The organism is Niveispirillum sp. BGYR6 (genome assembly GCF_027568365.1).
In the GTDB taxonomy this organism is placed as follows: domain Bacteria; phylum Pseudomonadota; class Alphaproteobacteria; order Azospirillales; family Azospirillaceae; genus Niveispirillum.
This window is the reverse complement of sequence record NZ_JANLNL010000016.1, coordinates 30,445-53,604: the sequence shown is the minus strand read 5'-3', so window position 1 is coordinate 53,604 and position 23,160 is coordinate 30,445. Positions and strand designations below refer to the sequence as shown.

The following is a 23,160-nucleotide window of genomic DNA, read 5'->3' as shown; positions in this document are numbered from 1 at the left end:
CAACGGAGGGAGGGGCGTGACACGCGACGTCGAAGAGGGGGATGTTGGTTTTCATGCAACCATCACCGTCACCCCGGCGGAGGCCGGGGTGACGGTAGAGAGGGTGGAATGGTTACGGAAAACCACTGCACCCAAGAGACTGTCGTGAATAATGGCTTCAGAAAGCCCCCCTACACCACCTTCTCCCCATCGCGCAGCACGATGTAGATGCACGGGATCACCAGCACGGTCAGCAGCGTGGAAGACGCCAACCCGAACAGCAGCGACACCGCCAGTCCCTGGAAAATCGGGTCGGTCAGGATGGTGGCGGCCCCGATCATCGCCGCCAGGGCCGTCAGCAGGATCGGCTTGAACCGCACGGCCCCCGCCTCCAGCAGCACCTCCCGCAAGGTGTGACCCTTGCCGGCCCCGTGGCGGATGAAATCCACCAGCAGGATGGAGTTGCGGACGATGATGCCGGCCAGCGCGATGAAGCCGATCATCGAGGTGGCGGTAAAGGCCGCCCCCAGCAGCCAATGGCCCAGCATGATGCCGATCAGCGTCAGCGGGATCGGCGTCAGGATCACCAGCGGCAGGCGGAAGCTGCCGAACTGCGCCACCACCAGCACATAAATGGCCAGGATCGCCACGCCAAAGGCCGCCCCCATGTCACGAAAGGTGACATAGGTGACCTCCCATTCCCCATCCCATAACAGGCTGGGTTTACTTTCATCCGCCGGCTGGCCGGCCAGCCGGATGCTGGGCTTGGGCAGGTTGCCCCAATCATGCGCCGCTATCGCGTCGGCCACCGCCCCCATGCCATAGATCGGTGCCTCAAACCGGCCTGCCAGTTCGGCGGTCACCATATCGGTGAAATAACCGTCGCGGCGGTACAGCACGGGCGTTCCCTCCTCCCGCGTCACCCGCAGCACCTCCCCCAACTCCACCACCCGGGTGGAACCGGGGATGGCATTGGCCGGTACGGGGGTGGCGGCCAGCCGCTCGGTCCAGGCGCGGGCATCCTTCGGCAGGGCGATGCTGATATCGATGGGGTACCGTTCCTCCCCGCGATGGGAATAGCCCATGGGCGTGCTGCCCAGCACGGTCCGGATCGCCGCATACACGGCCGATTGTTCAACGCCCAGAAACTCCAGCTTGTCCTGATCGATGGATAGGCGCAGGCGCGGCTGGGGCGTGCCGAAACTATCGTCAATATCGGTGATGAAGGGGATGGTGGCGAACAGCTTGCGCAGCTCCAGCGCCACGGCGCGGCGGGTGGCGGTGTCGGGGCCGTAGATTTCCGCCAGCAGGGTGGCCAGCACCGGCGGGCCCGGCGGCACCTCCACCACCTTCAACACCGCCCCTTCCGGCAGTTTCAGGGCGGCCAGCAGCTTGGCGCGCAGGTCCAGGGCGATGGCGTGGCTTGCGCGATGCCGTTCCCCCTTGGGCAACAGGTTCACCTGCACATCGCCCAGTTCCGGGCTGGCGCGCAGGAAGCTGTGGCGGACCAGACCGTTGAAATTGAAGGGGGCTGCCGTGCCGGCATAGATTTGGGCTGACCGCACCTCTGGCAGGGTGCCGGCGATTTCCGCCGCCTGGAACAGCAGGCGCTGCGTGTCCTGCAGGCTGGCCCCGCGCGGCAGGTTCAGTTCCACCGACAATTCCGATTTATTGTCAAAGGGCAGCAGCTTCACCGTCACGCTTTTCGTGGCGAACAGGCCCAGCGCCACCAGGGTGGCAACCCCGATGACGGCCAGGAAAATCCCGGCAGGACGGCGGGAGGAGAGCAAGGGAGTCGCCACCCGGCGATAAAGCCGGCCCAGCGGCCCGCCATCATGGGCGCTTTTATCCCCCGCCGCATCGGCCCCTTTGCCGGAAAATTTCACCATCAGCCAGGGGGCCAGCACCATGGCGGCGAAGAAGCTGAACAGCATCGCCGCCGAGGCATTGACCGGGATGGGGGCCATGTACGGCCCCATCATGCCGGAAACGAACAGCATGGGCAGCAGGGCGGCAATCACCGTCAAGGTGGCAACAATGGTGGGGTTGCCCACCTCCGCCACCGCCTGCACGGCGGCGGTCAGCCGGTCGCGCCCATCCTGCATCGCCCAATGGCGGGCAATATTTTCCACCACCACAATGGCATCATCCACCAGAATGCCGATGGCGAAGATCAGCGCAAACAGGCTGACCCGGTTGACGGTGTAGCCCATGATATGGGCAGCAAACAGCGTCATCAGGATGGTGACGGGGATGACCACCAGGGTCACCAGCGCCTCCCGCCGGCCAATGGCCAGCCAGATCAGCGCCACGATGGACAGGGTGGCCAGCCCCAGATGGAACAGCAACTCATCGGCCTTTTCAGAGGCCGTCTGGCCGTAATCGCGCGTCACCTCCACATTGATGCCATCGGGGATCAGGCGGCCCCGCAGGCTTTCCACCCGTTGCAGAATATTTTCAGAAACGGTGACGGCATTGGCCCCGGCCCGCTTGGCCAGGGCCACGGTGACGGCGGGAACGCGGACGAAGGCGCCCTTGTCGTCCCGCACCAGGGTCCAGGTGCTGCGGTCCAGCGGTGCGCTGTCCAGCACCACCTGGGCGACATCGCGCACATAAACGGGGCGGCCATCGCGGCTGCCGATCAGCAGCAGGCCGATATCCGGCACGCCGCCCAGCGTCTGCCCGGCGGCCACGGTCACACTGCGCCCACCCTCCAGCAGCCGCCCGGCCAGGAAAGACCGGTTGGCGCCCTGCACCTTGGCCGTCAATTGTTCCAGCGTGATGCCGTAGAGCGCCAGCTTCTCCGGGTCGGGCTCCACCCGCACCTGTTCGCCGATGCGGCCGGACAGAAAGCTGGGGCCGATATCCGGTACCTTGATCAGGTCGGTGCGCAGCTTTTCCGCCAGCTTGCCCAGGTCGCGGTCGGTCCAGCGGCCGGCCTGATCGGGCTTGGGCGACAGGGTGAGCGTGACGATGGCCACATCATTGATGCCCCGCCCGACAATCAGCGGTTCGGGGATGCCGGTGGGGATTTCATCCAGATGCGCCCGCACCTTGGCATGGACGCGCAGGATGGCATCATCCTCCGGCGTGCCCACCTTGAAGCGGGCGGTCACCATCACCTGATCGTCGGATGTCTGGCTATAGACATGGTCAACGCCATTGATACCCTTGACGATGGCTTCCAGCGGTTTGGTGACCAGTTCCGCCGCATCCGGCGCCTTCAAGCCATCAGCGCTGACCAGAATATCCACCATGGGCACGCTGATCTGTGGTTCTTCCTCCCGCGGGATGATAGCCAGCGCGATCAGCCCGGCCACCAGAGAGGCCAGCAGGAACAGAGGTGTGAGCGGGGAACGGAGGGTGGCCCGCGTCAGCAGACCGGAAAGTCCGAGCTTCATGGCTGCACCAGAGTATCGCCGTTGTGCAGACCGGAGAGGATTTCCACCCCGGCCAGACCGCCGGGCAGCGGGCGGGGCTGGCCGCGCTGTACCGGCACCGGCTCCACCGTGCCATCGGGCCGACGCACCTGCGCGAAATCCAGCCCGAAGCGGCTGGTGAGATAGCTGGCCGGCACCAGCATGACGGGCCGGTCGCCCGCTTCGATCCAGACGCGCACACGCTGGCCGACATAATAATCGCCCAAGCCATCCACCTTGGCATCGGCCTGCACCCGCCCCTCGGCAATCTGCGGATAGACCAGGGTAATGGCCCCCTCCCCATTGCCGGCACCTTGGGCGATGTCCTGTGCGTCCAGCCGCACCGGCGCGCCCGGTTTCAGGCTGGCGGCATGGCGCTCGGGTACCGACAGGCGCAACACATAATCCCGCCTGGCGATGGTGGCCACCACCTCCCCCGCCAGCACCACGGAGCCTTGGGTGACAGGCACGGTCAGCACCCGGCCGGCGGCGGGGGCCAGCACCTGACCTTCGCGCATCTGCTGGCCCACCACGGCGCGTTCGGCCGTGCGGGCCTTCAGATTATTGGCGGCCACATCCAGGGCAGTGCGCAACTCATCCAGCCGCTGCCGGGTGATGAAGCCGTTTTTCGACAAAGCTTCCCCACGCTGCAGATCGGCCTGGGCCTGGGCCAGTTGGGCGCGGGCGGCGGCGATCTGGGCTTCCAGCCCGCTTTGCAGCAGGCCCAGCTTCTCATCCCCGATCAGGGCGATCACCTGACCGGCCGTGACCGTATCGCCTTCGCGCACGGTCAGGCCGGTGATGGTGCCGCCGGTGCGCACCCGCGCCGGCACCTTGTCCACCGTCTCCACCGTGGCGAACACGGGTTTTTCATCCGGCAGGGGCTGAAAGGTGACGGTGAAGTCCCCCCCTGCCGCCAAGGCGCTGGGGACCAGCAACAGGGCTGTCAGGGCGGGCAGCAGCAGGGTGCGCATGGGAGTTTCCCCGGTGGAGTGGGTTTGCTTTAATATTCATATATTCGAATATATCTATCTTTCCAGCCCGTCAATCACCCCATCCCTGCCGAGGAACCGGGGGATGGGATGCGATATATTCATACCTTCACATTTTTGAATATTTGATAGGCTGCTGTCATCGGGCGACAGGCGACGCCCCCTTTATGCGGGAGATGAAGGCGATGATGAATGTTGATAAAGCCGTGCTTTCCTTTGCCGGCACCATGGTGCTGACCAGTGCGGCCCTGGCCTGGCTGGTGGGGCCGGTCTGGCTGTTGCTCACGGTTTTCGTTGGTCTGAACATGCTGCAGGCCGGGATCACCGGATTCTGCCCGGCGGCGATGATCTTCCGCCGGCTGGGTCTGCCGCCGGGGGTGGCGTTCCGCTGAGGCAGCCGAAAAACACAGCAGTGCAGAAAATTGCCCCTGTGAACCAACCGGGACGGTTTGTCCGGTTGCCGTAAGCGCGGGGACGCGGCATCTATGGCGTCCCCGCGCCATGGCGCCGTTGCCGCCCGGTATCATGAAAGACCGTTCCAAGCCTGCCGCCGACCGCCAGCTCAAGCTGGGTGCCCTGTTCCAGTCGCTTGCTGACCTGTTCTGGATCGCCCAGGCCTGGATTCTGGCCACGGCGGTGCTGGCCATGGTGAAGGGGGCCGGCATGGCCGACCTGCTGGGCCCGGCGCTGGGCTTTGCCACCATCGGCATGGCCCGTACCGGGCTGGATGCGGCGGGGCGGCGGCTGGCCTTTCGCTCTGCCCGGCAGACCCTGACCGGCTTGCGCCGCGCGGCGCTGGACCATCTGGGCCGGCGGATGCCGCTGGACCCGACCCTGCCCGCCTCTGGCACCATTGCCGCCCTGCTGGCCGAACAGGCCGAAGCCGTCACCCCCTATCTGCAACGCTATGTGCCGGTGCGCTGGCGCTTGATGCTGGTCTGCCCGGCGCTGTTGCTGGCCGTGGCCTGGCATTCCTGGGCCGCCGGGTTGATCCTGCTGGTGGCAGCACCGCTGATCCCGCTGTTCATGGCGCTGATCGGCATCCGGGCCAAGAAGGCCAGCGAGGAACAGTTGATGGCGGTCGGCGGCATGAACGGCCTGCTGATGGACCGGTTGCGCGGCCTGCCCACCATCCGGGCACTGGATGCGGAAGACGCGGTGGCGGGCCGCATCCAGACGCTGGCCACGAAGGTGAAGCAGCAGACCATGGCGGTGCTGCGCATCGCCTTTCTGTCCTCTGCTGTGCTGGAGCTGTTTTCAGCCTTGGGGGTGGCGCTGGTGGCCGTCTATACCGGCTTCCACCTGCTGGGCCAGTTGGAATGGGGCACCTGGGCCGGGCGGCTGGATCTGGCGCAGGGCCTGTTCATCCTGCTGCTAGCCCCGGCTTTTTTTGAGCCGTGGCGCGACCTGTCCAGCGTCTGGCACGATCGCGCCAATGGGGAGGCCGCCATCAAGGCGCTGGGTGAACTGACCGGGACGGCCGCCGCCATGCCGGAACGTCCGGCCGCCCCGCTGCCACCACCCGGCACGGCGCTGGTGCTGAACGGCATCCGCTTTGCCTATCCGGGTGCGGCGTCCCCGGTGATCAATGGGTTTGACCTGTCTTTGCGGGCAGGCGAGCGGGTGGCCCTGCTGGGCCCCAGCGGCAGCGGCAAATCCACCCTGCTGGCGCTGGCTGCCGGCCTGTTGCAGGCCGACCAGGGAACGGTGCAGCGGCTGGACCGCATCGGCTGGGTCGGCCATCGGCCCTTCATGCAGAATGCCTCCCTGGCCGCCAATGTCAGCCTGGGCCGGCCCGGCAGCGATGCCGGCGGGCTGATCCGCCGGCTGCTGCCGGGCAAGGAGGCCGCGCGGCGTATCGGCGAAGGCGGGGCCGGCCTGTCGGGGGGGGAGGCGGTGCGGCTGGCGCTGGCCCGCGCGCTGGCCGACCCGGAGGCTGCCCTGATCCTGGCCGATGAACCGACGGCCCATCTGGATGCCGATACCGCCGCCGCCATCGGGGACATATTGGTGGCGGCAACGGCGGGGCGTACGCTGCTGGTCGCCACGCATGACCCAGCGCTGGCCGCCCGCATGGACCGCGTTGTGGAGGTCGGGGCATGAAGCGCGATCTGTTGACCATCCTGGCCCTGTTCCACCGCGCCGCCGGTCGCCCGCTGCTGCTGGGGCTGCTGGTTGCCGGGGTCACAACCTTGGCCGGGGCTGGGTTGCTGGGCCTGTCAGGCTGGTTCATCACCGCCACCGGCATTGCCGGGCTGGCGGCGGGGGCGGCGCTGGGGTTCGATGTGTTCCGGCCCGGTGCCGGCGTGCGCGGGCTGGCCATTCTGCGCACCGGTGCCCGCTATGGCGAACGGCTGCTGACCCATGATGCCACCTTGTCGGTGGTTGCGGCCCTGCGGGTGCGGCTGTTCCGGGCGCTGGCGCGGCCAGGGCTGGCGCGGGCGCTGGTGCAGCGGCCGGGGCGGCTGCTGTTCCGGCTGACCGGCGATCTGGATGCGCTGGACGCGCTGTATCTGCGGCTGATGGTGCCGTTGGCCAGCCTGCTGCTGATGGCGCTGGCCGCCGGCACCGGGCTTTATCTGCTGATCGGATGGAGCGGAATCGGCTTTGGCCTTTATCTGCTGGTGTTGGGCCTGACCCTGCTGGGCTTGGGCGTGCGCGGCAGTCTGGCACCGGGCGGGCAGCGGGCGGCCGCCCTGGAATCGCTGCGCCTGCGCGTGCTGGACCTGACCGCCGGCCGGGTGGAATGGCGGCTGGCGGGGCGCGCACAGGCTATGCGGGATCTGGCCCTGGCCGCCGACCGGCGGCTGGCCAAAGCGGATGAGCGGCTGAACCGGTTGGATATCGCCACCGGCATCATCCAGGGGCTGGCCGGCACCCTGCTGATGGCGGGTGCCCTGCTGCTGGGGGCCACGCTGGTGGCTGGCAATGCCATCACCCCGGCGGTGGCGGCCCTGCTGTTGCTGGTGAGCCTGGGCCTGATGGAGCCGGTGGCCGCCTTGCGGCGGGGTGCGGTGGAACTGGGGCGCAGCCTGCGCGCCGCCAGCCGCGTGGCCGCCGACCTGCGCCCCCTGCCCGCCCCGGCCACACAGGCACGCCCTGTGGATGGGGTGGTCCTGCGGCTGGAAAGCGTGCGCTTCCGGCATGATGGCATGGGGGTGGCCTTGTTTGACGGGCTGTCGCTGACCATTCAGGCCGGCCAGCATGTCGCCATCCTGGGCGAAAGCGGGGCCGGCAAGTCCAGCCTGCTGGCGCTGGTGACAGGCGAACAGCGGGCCGAAGCGGGCAGCATCAGCGCCCTGCCCTGGACCCTGCTGGGCCAGGAAACCGCCCTGTTTCAGGATGATCTGCGGGCCAATCTGGCCTTGGCCGACCCGACAGCAGACGATGCAAGGCTGATCCAGGTGCTGGCCGATGCCGGGCTGGCGGACGTGGTGGCGGCCTTGCCGGCGGGGCTGGACAGCCTGCTGGGCGAAGGCGGCAGCGGCCTGTCATCGGGCCAGCGCCGCCGGCTGGCGCTGGCCCGGTTTCTGCTGCGTGACCGTCCGCTCTGGCTGCTGGACGAACCCACCGATGGGCTGGACCTGCCCACCGCCCGCGACGTGCTGGCCCGGCTTAAGGCACGCGCCGACGGGCGGTCCCTGCTGGTGGTGACGCATCTGCGGCGGGAGGCGATGCTGGCCGACCGGCTGATCCGGCTGGAAGGCGGGCGGATCAGCCTGGATGTGCGGCGTGGGGAGGCGGGGTTTGAGGACGCACTGGCGGGGTTGCGGGGGGATTGAGGCCCCCTGCAACGCCAAGCATGGGCACAGAGCCTTACCCTGCTGCGACCTTCTGCACAGGCATCCCTTCGAGGTAACGCTGATCCGCCGATGACAATGATTTTCCGTGCGACAAAGATGTAAAGTGCTTGAAGCAGGTAAAACATGATGAAGGTCATCGCCAACGAAGCCTATGTCCCGGCAATCACTGCTAACCCCGGCTCTTATATCTGCTTTATTGCAGGCAATAAAATTGCAGTTGAAACTTTTGCCATTGAACCTGGAACGCATGAATTCAATTACGAGGTCAATTCGCGCAGCGTGAAGGATGGAATGCCGGAAGCCGTCGTCACGACCCGACAGGCCCTTGAGCGCGAATTCACCGAACGTCGTTATGTAAAACGCAGTCATGTGCCGCTCAGCGTCAGCTTTGCCGATGGCATCACAAAACCGAAAGCCGCAATCACCTATGGTGAAGTCGCGCCGCAGGTCTATGTGTCCAAGGTCGATACAATGTTGGTAGCGTGGAGTATCGAGTTCCTTTGGCACCGGCTGGCCGGGCCAGGGGGCGCGGGCCTTTCCCGCAACAGCAAAAAGCAGGCTGGCAACATGGCACAGGCTTTAGGGAGTGCTGCAGTGGATAGCTTGCCCGACCTCTCTTCCTATTTGCAGGTGCATATTCCCTTCGCTGACCGACAAAAGTTGAAGTCGCTCGGAAGGGGTTTCGGCACAATGGACATTATCGGCACCGAACAGAGCCTGCTTGATCGTTGGGCGACACGGGTATTCGGCCCATGAGGAAGTTCGTTGTTGGAATGATCGGGCTGGTGGTTGCCGGTGGTGCGGCCTTGGCCCTCTCCACCCCGTCAGGGTTCGAGAGGGTCCCTGCAAAAAAGCCACAGCAGCACACGGCGTTGGTCGTGGAAACCCATGATCTTCTGGTGACCAGCCAGATCATGCAAGATGTGCAACAGATGCTGCATGATCGCCCGGCGTTTCAGCAGGCGATGCGCGCCCACGGCGCGCTTTCCGACGAGGGCTATGCATTCCAGTTCACAGGAACCTGCGCCGCCGCCCAAGACCTGATTGCAGCCATAACCGCCGAGGTGCGGAAAACCACCACGGCCCCCGTCAGGTGCATTGAACCTGCCTGACAGGGGCATGACCGGGGAAAGAGATGGGAAAGAGCGCGCCCCTCACCGCGCCGCCTGCCAACCACCGCCCAGCGCCTCCAGCAAGGCCACCGTCGCCGTCAGCCGGTTCTGGCGAACGGTGAGGGCGGATTGGCGCGCGGACAGGGCGGCCGTCTGGGCGGTAATCACCTCCGTGTAGCCCACCGTGCCGGCCTTGTACTGGTTCAGCACGATGCGTTCGGCCTCCGTCGCGGCCGTCACGGCCTGATCGCGGGCATCGATCTGGCCTTGCAGGGCGTTCAGGCTGGAAAGCTGGTCCTCCACCGCCTGCAGGCTGGTCAGCACCGTCTGGCGGTAGCTGGCCACCTGCTGATCATAGGCGGCGATGGCCTGGGCCTTGGCGGCGTCACGCGCACCGCCATCGAACAGGTTTTCCGCCAGTTGCGGCCCCACCGACCAGACGAAGTTGGAGGCGCGCAGCAGATCGCCGAGGGCCGAGGCGCTGAAACCGCTGCTGGCGCTGAGCGTGACATTGGGGAAATAGGCGGCACTGGCAATACCGATCTTGGCATTGGCCGCCGCCATCCGGCGTTCCGCCGCCACAATATCCGGCCGGCGTTCCAGCAGGCTGGCCGGCAGGGCCGCCGGGACCGCCGGCACCTGGGTCGGCAGATCGGCCACGGGCAGGGAGAAATCGGCCGGCGGCTTGCCCACCAGCACGGCGATGGCATGTTCCAGGGCCGCGCGCTGGGATGTCAGCGCGATGGCATTGGCCCGGGCGCTGTCATATTGCGCCTGGGCCTGGGCCACATCGGCCGAAGAGCCCAGATCGGATGCACGACGGTTGCGGGCGATTTCCAGGGAGCGCTGATAGGCGGCCACCGTGGCCGCCAACAGCTTGGACTGGCTATCCAGGGAGCGCAGTTGGAAATAGGCGGTGGCCAGCGCCGTCTGGGCCGACAGGCGGGCGGCTGCCAGTTCGGCCGCACTGGCCTGGGCCGTGGCCCCCGCCTGTTCGGAAGCCCGGCGGACCGAGCCCCAGATATCCGGGGCCCAGCTTGCCCCCAGCGTCAGGCTGCGGCTGTTGCGGTAACTGGTTGTCTCCCGCCCGGTCAGCGTGCTGCTGCTGTTGCTGCGCGCCCGGCTGGCCGCGGCACTGGCGCTGACCGTGGGGAAGAAGGCGGCATCGGCGGAATCCACCGCCGCCAGCGCCTGACGATAGGCGGCCTCTACGGCGGCAAGGTTCTGGTTGCCGACCTCCACCTGCCGCATCAGCCCGTCCAGTTCGGCGTTGGCGAACAGCGACCACCATTGGTCCTGCGCCACGCCGGCAGGATTGGCCTGCCGCCAGCCCTCGGGCTGTTCCTTGAACTGGTTGGACAGCGGGGCCTGCGGCTTCTGGTAATCCGGCCCGGCGGTGCAAGCCGCCAGGGGGAGGATCAGGCCCAGGGAGAGGATCAGGGGATGGGGTTTCATGCGCCGGTCTCCGGTGCCGTCACGTGGGGTATCGGGCGGTCGTCACGCCGTCCCCGCAGCCGGTCGAGGTAAAGATAAACAATGGGGGTGGTGAAAAGCGTCAGAAGCTGGCTGATCACCAGCCCGCCCATGATGGCAATGCCCAGCGGCTGGCGCAGTTCGGCCCCGTCGCCGGTGCCGATGGCGAGCGGCACCGCCCCCAGCAAAGCCACCATGGTGGTCATCAGGATGGGGCGGAAGCGCAGCAGGCTGGCCTGCCGGATCGCCGCTTTCGCCGTCAGCCCCTGGTGGCGCTGCGCATCAAGGGCGAAATCGATCATCATGATGGCGTTCTTTTTCACGATACCGATCAACAGGATGACGCCGATCAGGGCGATCAGGCTGAATTCCGTATCAAACGCCATCAGGGCCAGCACCGCCCCCACCCCCGCCGATGGCAGGGTGGAAAGGATGGTGATGGGGTGGATATAGCTTTCATAGAGCATCCCCAGCACCACATAGACCGCCACCATCGCCGCCAGGATCAGCAAGGGCTGGTTGGACAGCGAGGACTGGAACGCCTGGGCCGTGCCCTGGAAGCCGCCATGCACGCTGGCTGGCATCCCGATTTCCGCCGCCGCCCGGTCGATCACCTGCACCGCATCGGATAGCGACTTGCCCGGCGGCAGGTTGAAGGAGATGGTGGCGGCCGCAAAATGCCCCTGATGGTTGACGGCCAGCGGCGTGGTGCCGAAACCATGGCTGGCAATGGCCGACAGCGGGATCATGGTGCTGGGCTGGCCGGCCGCAGCGGTCTTGGCGATGAAAATCTGGTTCAGGGTGGAGGGTTCCTGCCAGAAGCGCGGGGCCAGTTGCATCACCACATGATACTGGTTCAGCGGGTTATAGATGGTAGATACCTGCCGCTGCCCGAACGCATCATAGAGCGTATTGTCAATCTGGCTCATGCTGATGCCCAGGCGGGCTGCGGCGTCGCGGTCAATGACCAGCGCCACCTCCTGCCCGCCGGTCTGCTGGTCGGAATTGACATCCGCCAGTTCCGGGGACTTGCGCAGCGCCTCCGTCAGCCTTGGTGTCCAGGTGCGCAGATCGTCCAGATCGTCGGCATAGAGCGTATATTGATACTGGGCATTGCCGGGGCGGCCGCCGACGCGGAAATCCTGTGCCGCCTGCAGGAACAGGCTGGCGCCCGGCACCGGGGCCAGCTTGCCGCGCAGCCGGGCGATCACCTGATCGGCGGACATCTTGCGCTCGGCCAGCGGCTTCAGGGAGATGAACATATTGGCGGAATTCAACTGGCCACCGCCGGTGAAGCCCACCACGGTTTCCACCGCCGGATCATCCTTCACGATGGCAACGAAGCGGCGCAGCTTGTCCTGCATCGCCTGGAAGGAGATGGTCTGGTCGGCCTGCACCATGCCCATGATGCGGCCCGTATCCTGCTGGGGGAAGAACCCCTTGGGGATGGCACCGAACAGATAGACATTCAGCGCCACCGTGCCCAGCAGGGCCAACAGCACCAGACGCGGATGGGCCAGCGCCCGGTCCAGCCCATGGCCGTACCAGCCTTGCAACCGATCAAAAAAGCCGCCCTGGCCGCGTTCATGCGCGGCGCGCGGGGACAGAAGATAGGCGCACATCATCGGCGTGGCGGTCAGGGAGACCACCAGCGACACCATGATGGCGGCCGACAGGGTGACGGCAAATTCGTTGAACAGCCGCCCCACCACCCCGCCCATCAGCAGGATGGGGATGAAGACCGCCACCAGCGACACGCTCATGGAGATAACGGTGAAGGCCACCTCCCGCGCGCCCAGCAGGGCCGCTTGGAAACGGCCCATGCCGGCTTCAACATGGCGGGTGACATTTTCCAGCACCACGATGGCATCATCGACCACAAAACCGGTGGCGATGGTCAGCGCCATCAGGGACAGGTTATCCAGGCTGTACCCCATCAGGTACATCACCCCGAAGGTGCCGCACAGCGAAACAACCGTGGCGACACCGGGGATGAAGGTGGCGCGGATATCACGCAAAAACGCGAACACCACCAGGATCACCAGCCCCACGGCGATGGCCAGCGTATGTTCCACATCCTTCAGCGAGGCGCGGATGGTGGTGGTGCGGTCCATCGCCACGGCCAGATCAATATCGCCGGGGATCATCTGCCGCAATTCGGGCAGCATGTCGCGCACCCGGTCCACGGTTTCGATGATATTGGCACCGGGCTGGCGGAACAGCACCATCATCACCGCCGGCTGGCCATTGGCCAGCCCCAGGTTGCGCAGGTCTTCCACGCCCTGCGTCACCTCGGCCACATCGGTCAGCTTCACCGCCGCCCCATTGCGATAGGCGATCAGCAGGTCGCGGTAATCGTCGGCCTTGCGGGCCTGATCATTGGTCAGCACCTGAAAGCGCTGGCCATCCTGTTCAATCGCCCCCTTGGGCGTATTGGCATTGGCGGCCGACAGGGCGCTGCGCACCTGTTCCAGGCCGATGCCATATTTGAACAGGGCGTTGGGGTTCACATCCACCCGAACCGCCGGCAGCGAACTGCCGCCGATATTGACCTGCCCGATGCCCTTCACCTGCGACAGTTTCTGTTGCAGCACCGTGGCCGCCTGATCATAGACCTGACCCGCCGTCATGCTGGCCGAGGTCATGCGCAGGATCATCACCGGCGCGTCGGCCGGGTTGACCTTGCGATATGTCGGATTGCTGCGCAGGCTGGTGGGCAGGTCGGCGCGGGCGGCGTTGATCGCCGCCTGCACATCGCGCGCCGCCCCGTCAATATCCCGGTCCAGGCCGAATTGCAGGATGACGCGGGTGGAGCCGGTGGAGCTGGAGGAGGTCATCTCCGTCACATCGGCGATCTGGCCCAGATGGCGTTCCAGCGGCGTGGCCACACTGGTGGCCATCGTCTCCGGGCTGGCACCGGGCATGGAGGCCTGGACGGAGATGGTGGGGAAATCCACCTGCGGCAGCGGCGCCACCGGCAGGGAGAAATAAGACAGTATCCCCGCCAGCGCGATGCCGATGGTCAGCAGGGTGGTGGCGACCGGCCGGCGGATGAAGGGTTCCACCAGGCTCATGGTGTCGCCCCCCCTTCCGCCGCCGTGGCCGGCTTGGTGCCGCGCAGGCGACGGGACAGGCTGTCAAAGGCCAGATAGATCACCGGGGTGGTGAACAGCGTCAGCACCTGGCTGACGATCAGGCCGCCGACGATGGAAATACCCAGCGGCTGGCGCAGTTCCGACCCCATGCCTGTGCCCAGCATCAGCGGCAGCGCCCCCAGCAGGGCCGCCATCGTCGTCATCATGATGGGGCGGAAGCGCAACAGGCAGGCCTGATAGATCGCCTCTGCCGGGGCCATGCCCTGGTTGCGCTCCGCATCCAGCGCGAAGTCGATCATCATGATGGCGTTTTTCTTGACGATGCCGATCAGCAGCACGATGCCGATGATGCCGATCACCCCCAGATCGCTGCCGGCCAGCATCAGGGCCAGCAGCGCCCCGATGCCCGCCGATGGCAGGGTGGAGAGGATCGTCACCGGATGCACGAAGCTCTCATACAGCACGCCCAGCACGATATACATCGTCACCACGGCGGCCAGCACCAGGAACAGCTCATTGGCCAGCGAGGCGCGGAAGGCGAGCGCCGCCCCCTGGAAGCTGGTGACGGTGCCGCTGGGCACGCCCAACTCCGCCTCCGCCTTTTCAATCGCGTCCACCGCCTGGCCCAGGGCGACACCTGGGGCGGTGTTGAAGGAAATGGTATTGGCGGGGAACTGGCCCAGATGGCTGATCAGCAGGGGCGCCACGGTTTCCTTCACCGTGGCGAAGCTGGAGAGCGGCACCTGACCGCCAGTGCTGGAGGTCAGCCGGATGCTGTCCAACGCCTCCACCGACCCGTGCAGGGCCGGATCGGCCTGAAGGATCACCCGGTACTGGTTGGATTGGGTGAAGATGGTGGAGATGATGCGCTGGCCGAAAGCGTTATAAAGGGCCGCATCGACATTGGCCGCCGTGATGCCGTAACGCGCGGCACTGGCCCGGTCGATGGTGATATAGACGGCCAGCCCCTGGTCTTGGGCATTGCTGCCGACATCGGCCAGTTCCGGCAGGGTGGACAGCTTTTCCACCAGCTTGGGCGTCCAGGCCGCCAGCGCGGCCGGATCGGCGTTCTGCAGCACGAACTGATATTGCCCGCGCGAAACGGTGCTTTCCACCGTCAGATCCTGCACCGGCTGCATATAGAGGCTGATGCCCGGCACGGCGGCGGTCGCCGCCCCCAGCCGGCGGATGATGGCGCTGATATCGGCGCTGCGCTCTTCCTTGGGCTTCAGGTTGATCTGCATCCGGCCGGTATTCATGGATGCGTTGGTGCCATCCACCCCGATGAAGGAGGAAAGGCTTTCCACATCCGGATCTTTCAGCACGATATCCGCCAGCTTCTGCTGGCGTTCCGCCATGGCACTGAAGGATGTCGTCTGGTCGGCCTGGGTGATGGCCTGGATCAGGCCGGTATCCTGCAGGGGGAAGAAGCCTTTGGGGATGGTGATATAGAGAAAGGCCGTCAGACCCAGCGTGCCCAGCGCCACCAGCAGGGTCAGCCGCGCATGGCGCAGCACCCAGCGCAGGCAGACAGCATAGAAATCCAGCACCCGGTCGAACCAGCCCTTGGGCTTGGCCGCCTCCTGCTCCCCCTTCTTGTGCGGGCGCAGCAGCACGGCGCACAGCATCGGCACCAGGGTCAGGGAGACAAAGGCCGAAATCAGGATGGTGACGGCCAGGGTGATGGCAAATTCCCGGAACAGCCGACCCACCACATCGCCCATGAACAGCAGCGGGATCAGCACCGCGATCAGGGAGACGGTCAGCGACAGGATGGTGAAACCGATCTGGGCGGAACCTTTCAGCGCCGCCTGCAGCGGCGTCTCCCCCTCCTCCAGATAACGCGCGATATTCTCAATCATCACGATGGCATCATCGACCACAAAGCCGGTGGCGATGGTCAGCGCCATCAGGGACAGGTTGTTGATGGAGAATCCAGCCAGATACATCACCGCGAAGGTGCCGACCAGCGACAGCGGCACCGACAGGCTGGGGATGATGGTGGCCGGCACATTGCGCAGGAAGACGAAGATCACCGCCACCACCAGCGCCACCGCCAGCCCCAGCTCCACCTGCACATCGGCGACCGAGGCGCGGATGGTGACGGTGCGGTCGGTCAGCACCGTCAGTTCCAGGGAGGCCGGCAGGGAGGCTTTCAGTTCCGGCAGCAGTTTTTTGATATTATCCACCACCTCAATGACATTGGCACCCGGTTGGCGCTGCACATTGACGATGATGGCCGGTTCCTTGTCCTTCCATGCGGCAAGGTAGGTGTTTTCCGCCCCATCCGTCACCTGCGCCACATCGGACAGGCGGATGGGCGCATTGTTGCGATATGCGATGACCAGATGCCGATATTCATCGGCACTTTTAAGCTGGTCATTGGCATTGATGGTGTAGGAGCGCGACGGCCCGTCAAACGTGCCCTTGGCAATATTGACATTGGCGGCGGCAATGGCGGTGCGCATATCCTCCAGCGTCAGGCCATAGGCGGCCAGCGCGTGCATATTGGCCTGGATGCGCACGGCCGGACGCTGGCCGCCGCCCAGGCTGACCAGCCCGACGCCGGGCAGTTGGGAGATTTTGCGCGCCAGCCGGCTATCCACCAGATCGGCCACCTGCGGCAGCGGCATGGTGGCCGAGGTGATGGCCAGCGTGATGATCGGCGCATCGGCCGGATTCACCTTGGCATAGATGGGCGGGGCCGGCAGATCGGTCGGCAACAGGTTGGAGGCGGCATTGATGGCGGCCTGCACCTCCTGTTCGGCCACATCCAGGCTGGTTTCCAGCCCGAACTGCAAGGTGATGACCGAGGCCCCGCCGGAACTGGCCGAGGACATCTGTTTCAACCCCGGCATCTGGCCGAACTGGCGTTCCAGGGGGGCGGTGACCGAGGAGGTCATCACATCCGGGCTGGCGCCGGGATACAGCGTCTGCACCTGGATGGTGGGGTAATCCACCTCCGGCAAGGCGGAAATGGGCAACATGCGATAGGCGACAATGCCCACCAGCAGGATGGCCACCATCAGCAGGGTCGTCGCCACCGGCCGCAGGATGAAAATCCGCGACGGGTTGACACCGCCACCCGTCCCACTGGCCGACCCGCCGGATTCAACCGGGGTGTCTGTCATTTGCCGGCCCCCTGGTGCTGGCCCGTGTGCTGGCCCGGTGCACCGTCAGCGGCGGCGGCACGGTCGCCCGCCACCTTGGCCACCATGCCGCCACGCAGCTTGTCGGTGCCGTCGGTCACCACCTTTTCCCCCGGCTCCAGCCCGGCGGTGATGGCGACCTGCTGGCCAAAGGCGGGGCCAGGGGTTACCGGGCGGACGGAAACCTTGTTTTCCGCGTCCAGCACATAGACGAACGGTCCCTTGGCCCCCTGCAGCAGGGCGGCGCTGGGGATCAGCGTGGCATCGGTCCGCGTCTCCACCCGCATTTCCACATTGACGAACTGGTTGGGGAACAAGGCCTCGTCCCCATTATCGAAGCTGGCACGCAGCTTCACCGTGCCGGTGCTGGTATCGATGGCATTGTCCAGCGTGGTCAACCGGCCTTCGGCCAGTTTGGTCTTGCCGGCCCGGTCATAGGCGGTGACGGCCAGCGTGGCCCCCTGGCGCAACTGCGCCCGCACCGCCGGCAACTGATCTTCCGGCAGGGTGAAGATGATGCTCATCGGCTGCATCTGGGTGATGGTGACGATGCCATTGGCATCACCCGTGGTAACGTAATTGCCGGGATCGACCACCCGCAGGCCGACCCGGCCGGAAACGGGGGCGGTGATGCGGGCATAGGTCAGGTTCAGCCTGGCCGTGTTGATCTGGGCCATGTCGCTGGCGACTGTGCCCTCATATTGCTGCACCAGGGCTTCCTGGGCCGTCAGTTGCTGGCGGGCGATGCTGTCCTGCTGCACCAGCACGCGGTAACGCTCCAGATCCAGCTTGGCATTCTTCAGCAGCGCCTGATCGCGCTGCAACTGGCCCTGATACTGGCTGAGCGACAATTCATAGGGGCGGGGATCGATCTGGGCCAGGAAGTCGCCCTGCTTCACCGTCTGGCCTTCCTGGAAGCCAACCTCCACCAGTTGGCCGGAAAGCTGCGGGCGGACGGTGATGCGCGACAGCGGGGTGACGGTGCCCAGTGCGCGTACGGTGACCGGCAGTTCCCCCTTGGTCACCGGGGCGGCGACCACCGAAGGCACCATGCCGGCACGGCCGCGCCCGATATCCGCCGCCGGCGGGCGATGCAGGATGACCCAGCCCAGAAGCCCCACAACCGCAACGCCGCCCAACACCCAGGCACCAAGCCGGAGCCGCCCATTCGCCATCTTGATCACCGGTTTTTAAACAATCTTATGGGATTTCATACGCCGCTAAATCTTTCGCCCTGCATTACTTTTATTTAACACGGGCTGGCAGCAGCGCCCCCCATCCCATGGTGATGGTGGCGTAAAGGCAGGGAATGCGTATTTCAGGCAGCGATCATTGCTGCCCCTGCCACAAGGTTGCATAGATGCCTTGCTTGGCCAGCAAGGCGTCATGCGTGCCCTGTTCGACCAGACGCCCCTGATCCAGCACCAGGATCAGGTCGGCATCCTTCACTGAATGCAGCCGGTGGGCAACAACCAGCGTGGTGCGGCCCTGGGCGAAGCCGTCCAGAAAGCCCTGCACCGCCCGTTCGGTCAGCGAATCCAGCGAGGCCGTGGCCTCATCCAGCAGCAGGATGGGGGCATCCTTCAAAATGGCGCGGGCCAGCGCCAGCCGCTGGCGCTGGCCGCCCGACAGCCGGGCCCCGCCCTCCCCCACCGCCGTGTCATAGCCATCGGGCAGGCTGGCGATAAATTCATCCAGCAGGGCAGCCTGGGCGGCCATCCGCACGGCGTCCCGGCTGGCACCGGGGCAGCCATAGGCGATGTTGGCATGGATCGTATCGTCGAAGACGCCGCTTTCCTGGCTGACCAGGGTGACGTGCTGGCGCAGCGAGGACAGGGTGACACCCCTGATATCCTGCCCCTCAATCAGGATACGGCCAGCATCCGGATCATGGAAACGCGGAATCAGGTTCAGCAGGGTGGATTTACCGGCCCCCGACCGGCCGACCAGCCCCACCTTGGCCCCCGGCGGGATATCCAGGCTGAGGCCGGTCAGCGTCGCCGGGCCGTCTCCATAGCCGAAATCCACCTGTTCAAAGCGGATCGCCCCCTGCGGCCGGGGCAGGTCAACCGCGTCGGCCGCCTCCGCGATCACCGGGGCGGTGTCGGCCAGATCGAACAGCCGGGCCAGGGCGGCATCGGCATTGCGACGCGCCACCATGGCGGCAGCCAGCCGGCGCAGCACCAGGGAGATGGCGACGAAGCCGCTGGTAAAGGCCACCAGCGTGCCCGCCCCCGGCCCGGCACCGGACAGGCCCGCCCCGCCCAGCAGGATCAGCGCTGCCAGCCCGATGCCGCCAATCAGCTCCATCAAGGGGGTGGAGAGCGCATGGACATGGATTTCCCCGGCATAGGCATTGGTGGTGCGGTCCATGGCGGCCCAGGCGCGCGCCACCTCCGGCCCTTCCATGCGGTAGGTCTTCACCTGCCGGATGCCCTGCAGCAACTGGCCCAGCCGGGCGGCCATGCGGACAATTTCCGCATTCAGCGTGGCAGAATGGGCGGCGGCACGCCGGCCCAACTGGCGGATCGGCAGGGCGCCCAGCGCCAGCGCCATGAAGGTGAACAGGCTCAACCGCCAATCGACCCAGAACATCCAGCCGACCAGGGCCAGCATGGTGACCAGATCGCGCCCCACCGCCCCCAGCCCCGGCCCCAGCATATTCTGCACCAGCAACGTATCCCGCTGCACCTGGGCAACAATGCCGGTGGAGACACGGGCCTGAAGATAGGCCAGATCGGCCCCGATCAGCCGCGCCACCACCTGTTTCTGCAAGGTGGAAACGGCGCGCGTGCCGGCCACAGAAAGCGACATCATCTGGCCATAGCCACCGACACCGCGCAGCGCGGCGAACAGCACGGCCGCCCCCGCCAGCAGCGCCAGTTCCCCGCCGGAGACGCTGGCGGCAAAGGCGCGGTCGACCACGCGTTTCAGCAATTCGGTCTGGGCCAGGGTGCCCGCCGTCACCAGCCCGGTGCCCAGCACCCAGACCAGCAGGCGCCCCCGCGACTGCTGCCAGATATCGGCGAACAGCCGCCCCCATAGCCGCATGGCCGCCCTTGTCCCCGGCATCTCAGAAGGTCCGCGCCAGGGTGAATGCCAGATAATCCCGGTCGGCCAGCCATTGCCGGTCAGCGGAGCCGATAAAATGGGTCAGGCTGATGCTGGCCTTCCAGACGGAACGATAGGTGGCGGTGACGCCCAGGAACAGGTCGCCCGCCCCTTCATTCTGCACCCGGTAGCTGAGGCTATGTCCGCTGAGATTATAGCCCAGCCCGATGGGCACGGTCAGGTCCAGGTTGGGCAGCACCCGGAAATAGCGGGGTTCGAACAACACACGCAGCTTGGATGCCACCGGCTTCCATTGCGGGCTGACCGGTGTGGGCTGATGGTCCAGCACGGCATCAAACGTGGCCTCCGCATTCAGGTCGGCGCTGTCCCACAGCGCCGTGCGGCCGAACGGGGTGGTCAGCGATAATTGCCCATGCAAGGTCTGCCCCGTGACAAAGGCATTATCGCCGGCCGTATCGGCATAGCTGGAACTGGCCAGATAGAGCGGCATATGGCGGCGATAAGCCAGTTCACCGGACACCATGCCCTCACCGGCAGCGGCGCTGAAACTGGCGCCATAAAGCTGGATACCGCCGGGATAGACCAGTTGATAGCGCCCGACGCTGCTGCCGGTGGCGCCGGGGCGGACCCAACTGCGATATTGCGGGTCCATGGCGTTGTAGCGCAGGGCGTAGAGCCCGTAATCCACCCCATCGGCCTGGATATGCAGGGAGGCACCATATTGCCCCCTGGCCGATGGGGTGACATCCGGGCCACGGGAGAGAAAACGGCCGGGCGCGATATAAAGCCGGTCGCCACCCGCCCCCAGTTGATCCAGATAGCTGAAATAGGTGCCGCTGCCCGACAGCCGCGCCGGCCGCCATTCCAGCTGATGATAAAAGGACAAGGACAGATCGGCCGCCGGCTGCAGGGTCAGGGCGACCTGCCCCACCGGGCGATAGGCATCGCTGCTATAGGCACTCTGCGTGCCGATGGGGCGGGTATAATCGACCGGGGCCTGCGAGGCGGCGATGGAATTGGCGTCATAAAACAGGCTCTCCCCCCAGAGCAGCGTCTGCCGCCCGGCCCGCAGGGTCAGCGGCATGTCGGCCAGGGTGACGCTGCCGTAGGCGAAGGCTTCGCGCAGTTCGGCATGGCGGCCGTAAAGGTCGGCCACGGCGGGGGCGAAGCGGCCGGGGGCGGCGGCCGACGCATTGCCGGCGGGCAGTTGGGCGGCATCGGTACCCTGCCGGTAAACCCGGTCATACCAGGCCATGGCGCTGGCATGGACACCCCATTCCCCCTTGGCCATATCCAGGGCAGAGACCAGATCCAGCCGGTTGGAGATCAGGCCCGGTTTGAAATTGCGGTCGCCATCATCCCAGTTCAAATCCGCCAGCAGGGCCGCATCCTGGCTGTTGAGACGGCTGGCCAACGTATAGCGCAGCATATTGTCCCAGCGGATGGTCAGCCCGTCGGCACTGTAGATTTCCCCCCCAAGCGCCGGCACGCCCGGCAGCAGGCAGGCACAGCCCAACAGCAGCGGCCTGATCCGACGGGACAAAGACGGGCGGAAATGAGTTGCCACTTGTGTCACTTCCCACCCTGGGTAATGATCGCCCCGCCCTGTGGCCCGACGCCGCCGCCGGGCCGCATGGGCAGAACCGGCAAGAGCAACGGGCCGTTGCGGCCTACACGCCGGAGAACAGGGCGTCCGGTGCCGAACCCTATGCGAATATTCGCTGTCCTGTCCATTATCCTGCTGGTCAGCCTTCCCTCTGCCATTGCTTGGGCACAGGTTTCCGAACAAGAAGCAGCGGCGCTGAAAACCACGCTGACGCCCGTGGGGGCGGAACGGGCCGGCAACAAGGATGGCAGCATCCCCGCCTGGACCGGCGGGCTGGTCGATCCCTCCTATGCCGTGACCAGCGGCCCCCGGCGCGATCCGTTTGCCGGGGAAAAGCCGCTGTTTTCCATCACCGCCGCCAATTGGCAGGACCATGCCGACCGGTTGCCGGAAGGGGCGAAACAATTGTTCCGGACCCATCCCGGCTACCGGATGGATATCTATCCCAGCCACCGCACGGCGGCGGCCCCGCAGGCGGTCTATGACAATATTTTCCGCAATGCCACCAGCGCCCGCCCGGCGGCGGGCGGCATCCAATATGGGGTGGAAGGTGCCATTGGTGGCATCCCCTTCCCCATCCCGAAGGACGGCTTCCAGGCGGTGTGGAACCATCTGCTGGCCTATTGGGGGCCGGCGCGGGAATTGACGGTCAGCACCTATGTGGTGCCGGCGGGTGGGGCGGTGGAACTGACCAGCGCCTATCGGGAGATTGCGGATTTCCCCTATTACTATCCCGGTGCCAAGCCGGCCGATCTGGACGGCTATTACTTCAAAAGCATCCGTCTGGCGACGGCCCCGGCCTCGCGTATCGGAGAGGGATATCTTTACTGGCAGTCGCTGGATATCAAACGGCGGGAACTGGCGGCCTGGCGGCTGTTGCCGGGGGAAAAGCGGGTGCGCAAGGCCCCGCCCATTTCCTATGACGTGCCAGACCCCAATGCCGCCGGCTATATGACGCAGAATGAATATTACATCTTTTTCGGCGCGCTGGACCATTACAGCTTCAAGCTGGTCGGCAAGGCGGAGATGTATGTGCCCTATAATAACAACCGGCTCTATACGCTGCCACTGTCCGGCGTGCTGGGCAAGGACCACCCCAACCCGGATGCGCTGCGGTACGAGCTGCACCGGGTCTGGGTGGTGGAAGGCACGCTGGCCCAAGGCGCCCATGATGTGGTGCCACGCCGCCGGCTTTATCTGGATGAAGATACCTGGATGGCTGTCTATGCTGATGGTTGGGATGAAAATGGCAAGCTGTGGAAATTCGGTCAGGCGAGCATGTACCTGATGCCGGACGTGCCAGCGGTCGTGATCGGCAGCCAGTTCGTGCATGATTTTGAACTGGGCGGTTATGCCTTCACCTTCGCCTTCAACGAGGCCCCGCAGCATTACCAACTGACCGCCCCCCACCCGGCAACATATTTCAGCCCGGAGGCGCTGGCCGCCCGGTCGCGGTGAAG

General features: G+C 65.8%; 14 protein-coding genes. 6 read left to right on the top strand and 8 right to left on the bottom strand.

Translation table 11 applies throughout. The features are described from left to right. Positions 1-170 precede the first annotated feature (170 nt). Positions 171-3,380, bottom strand: a complete 3,210-nt coding sequence (locus PCJ49_RS23340; protein ID WP_269913081.1) for an efflux RND transporter permease subunit — start codon at positions 3,378-3,380, stop codon at positions 171-173. Continuing rightward, positions 3,377-4,372, bottom strand: coding sequence for an efflux RND transporter periplasmic adaptor subunit (locus tag PCJ49_RS23335; RefSeq protein ID WP_269913080.1), 996 nt, complete (start codon positions 4,370-4,372; stop codon positions 3,377-3,379). Before PCJ49_RS23335 ends, PCJ49_RS23340 begins: the two co-directional genes overlap by 4 nt. A gap of 206 nt (positions 4,373-4,578) precedes the next feature. Between PCJ49_RS23335 and PCJ49_RS23330 the strand changes: the two genes are divergently transcribed. The 5 genes from PCJ49_RS23330 (at position 4,579) to PCJ49_RS23310 (ending at position 9,305) form a co-directional block, all read left to right on the top strand. After that, positions 4,579-4,782: a DUF2892 domain-containing protein gene (locus tag PCJ49_RS23330; RefSeq protein ID WP_269913097.1), complete on the top strand. Its 204-nt coding sequence runs from the start codon at positions 4,579-4,581 to the stop codon at positions 4,780-4,782. A 109-nt stretch (positions 4,783-4,891) separates the two neighbouring features. Further along, the gene (gene cydD, locus PCJ49_RS23325; RefSeq protein WP_269913079.1) at positions 4,892-6,493 is read left to right on the top strand and encodes a thiol reductant ABC exporter subunit CydD; all 1,602 of its coding nucleotides are present in this window, start codon (positions 4,892-4,894) and stop codon (positions 6,491-6,493) included. Beyond that, on the top strand, positions 6,490-8,172 hold the full coding sequence (locus PCJ49_RS23320; protein WP_269913078.1) for an ATP-binding cassette domain-containing protein: 1,683 nt from the start codon (positions 6,490-6,492) through the stop codon (positions 8,170-8,172). The genes cydD and PCJ49_RS23320 overlap by 4 nt, the downstream gene beginning before the upstream one ends. 144 nt (positions 8,173-8,316) lie before the next feature. Further along, positions 8,317-8,949, top strand: a complete 633-nt coding sequence (locus tag PCJ49_RS23315) for a hypothetical protein (protein WP_269913077.1) — start codon at positions 8,317-8,319, stop codon at positions 8,947-8,949. Continuing rightward, positions 8,946-9,305, top strand: coding sequence for a hypothetical protein (locus PCJ49_RS23310; RefSeq protein WP_269913076.1), 360 nt, complete (start codon positions 8,946-8,948; stop codon positions 9,303-9,305). Before PCJ49_RS23315 ends, PCJ49_RS23310 begins: the two co-directional genes overlap by 4 nt. A 42-nt stretch (positions 9,306-9,347) precedes the next feature. On the opposite strand, the gene PCJ49_RS23305 is transcribed toward PCJ49_RS23310, so the two are convergent. From PCJ49_RS23305 to PCJ49_RS23280, 6 genes are all read right to left on the bottom strand, one after another. Beyond that, positions 9,348-10,760: an efflux transporter outer membrane subunit gene (locus tag PCJ49_RS23305; protein ID WP_269913075.1), complete on the bottom strand. Its 1,413-nt coding sequence runs from the start codon at positions 10,758-10,760 to the stop codon at positions 9,348-9,350. Beyond that, positions 10,757-13,852, bottom strand: a complete 3,096-nt coding sequence (locus PCJ49_RS23300; protein WP_269913074.1) for a multidrug efflux RND transporter permease subunit — start codon at positions 13,850-13,852, stop codon at positions 10,757-10,759. The genes PCJ49_RS23305 and PCJ49_RS23300 overlap by 4 nt, the downstream gene beginning before the upstream one ends. Continuing rightward, positions 13,849-17,004 carry an MdtB/MuxB family multidrug efflux RND transporter permease subunit gene (locus PCJ49_RS23295; RefSeq protein WP_269913073.1) on the bottom strand — a complete coding sequence of 1,052 codons (3,156 nt, stop codon included), beginning with the start codon at positions 17,002-17,004 and terminating at the stop codon, positions 13,849-13,851. Before PCJ49_RS23295 ends, PCJ49_RS23300 begins: the two co-directional genes overlap by 4 nt. After that, positions 17,001-18,197, bottom strand: a complete 1,197-nt coding sequence (locus PCJ49_RS23290; RefSeq protein WP_269913072.1) for an MdtA/MuxA family multidrug efflux RND transporter periplasmic adaptor subunit — start codon at positions 18,195-18,197, stop codon at positions 17,001-17,003. The genes PCJ49_RS23295 and PCJ49_RS23290 overlap by 4 nt, the downstream gene beginning before the upstream one ends. Positions 18,198-18,351: 154 nt before the next feature. After that, on the bottom strand, positions 18,352-20,094 hold the full coding sequence (locus PCJ49_RS23285; RefSeq protein ID WP_269913071.1) for an ABC transporter ATP-binding protein: 1,743 nt from the start codon (positions 20,092-20,094) through the stop codon (positions 18,352-18,354). Between the two features lies 1 nt (position 20,095). After that, positions 20,096-21,670 (bottom strand): DUF1302 family protein, encoded by a 1,575-nt coding sequence (locus tag PCJ49_RS23280; RefSeq protein ID WP_269913070.1) that lies wholly within the window; start codon positions 21,668-21,670, stop codon positions 20,096-20,098. Between the two features lie 132 nt (positions 21,671-21,802). Here PCJ49_RS23280 and PCJ49_RS23275 point away from each other — a divergent pair, with 132 nt between their 5' ends. Beyond that, positions 21,803-23,158, top strand: a complete 1,356-nt coding sequence (locus PCJ49_RS23275) for a DUF1329 domain-containing protein (protein ID WP_269913069.1) — start codon at positions 21,803-21,805, stop codon at positions 23,156-23,158. Positions 23,159-23,160 lie beyond the last annotated feature (2 nt).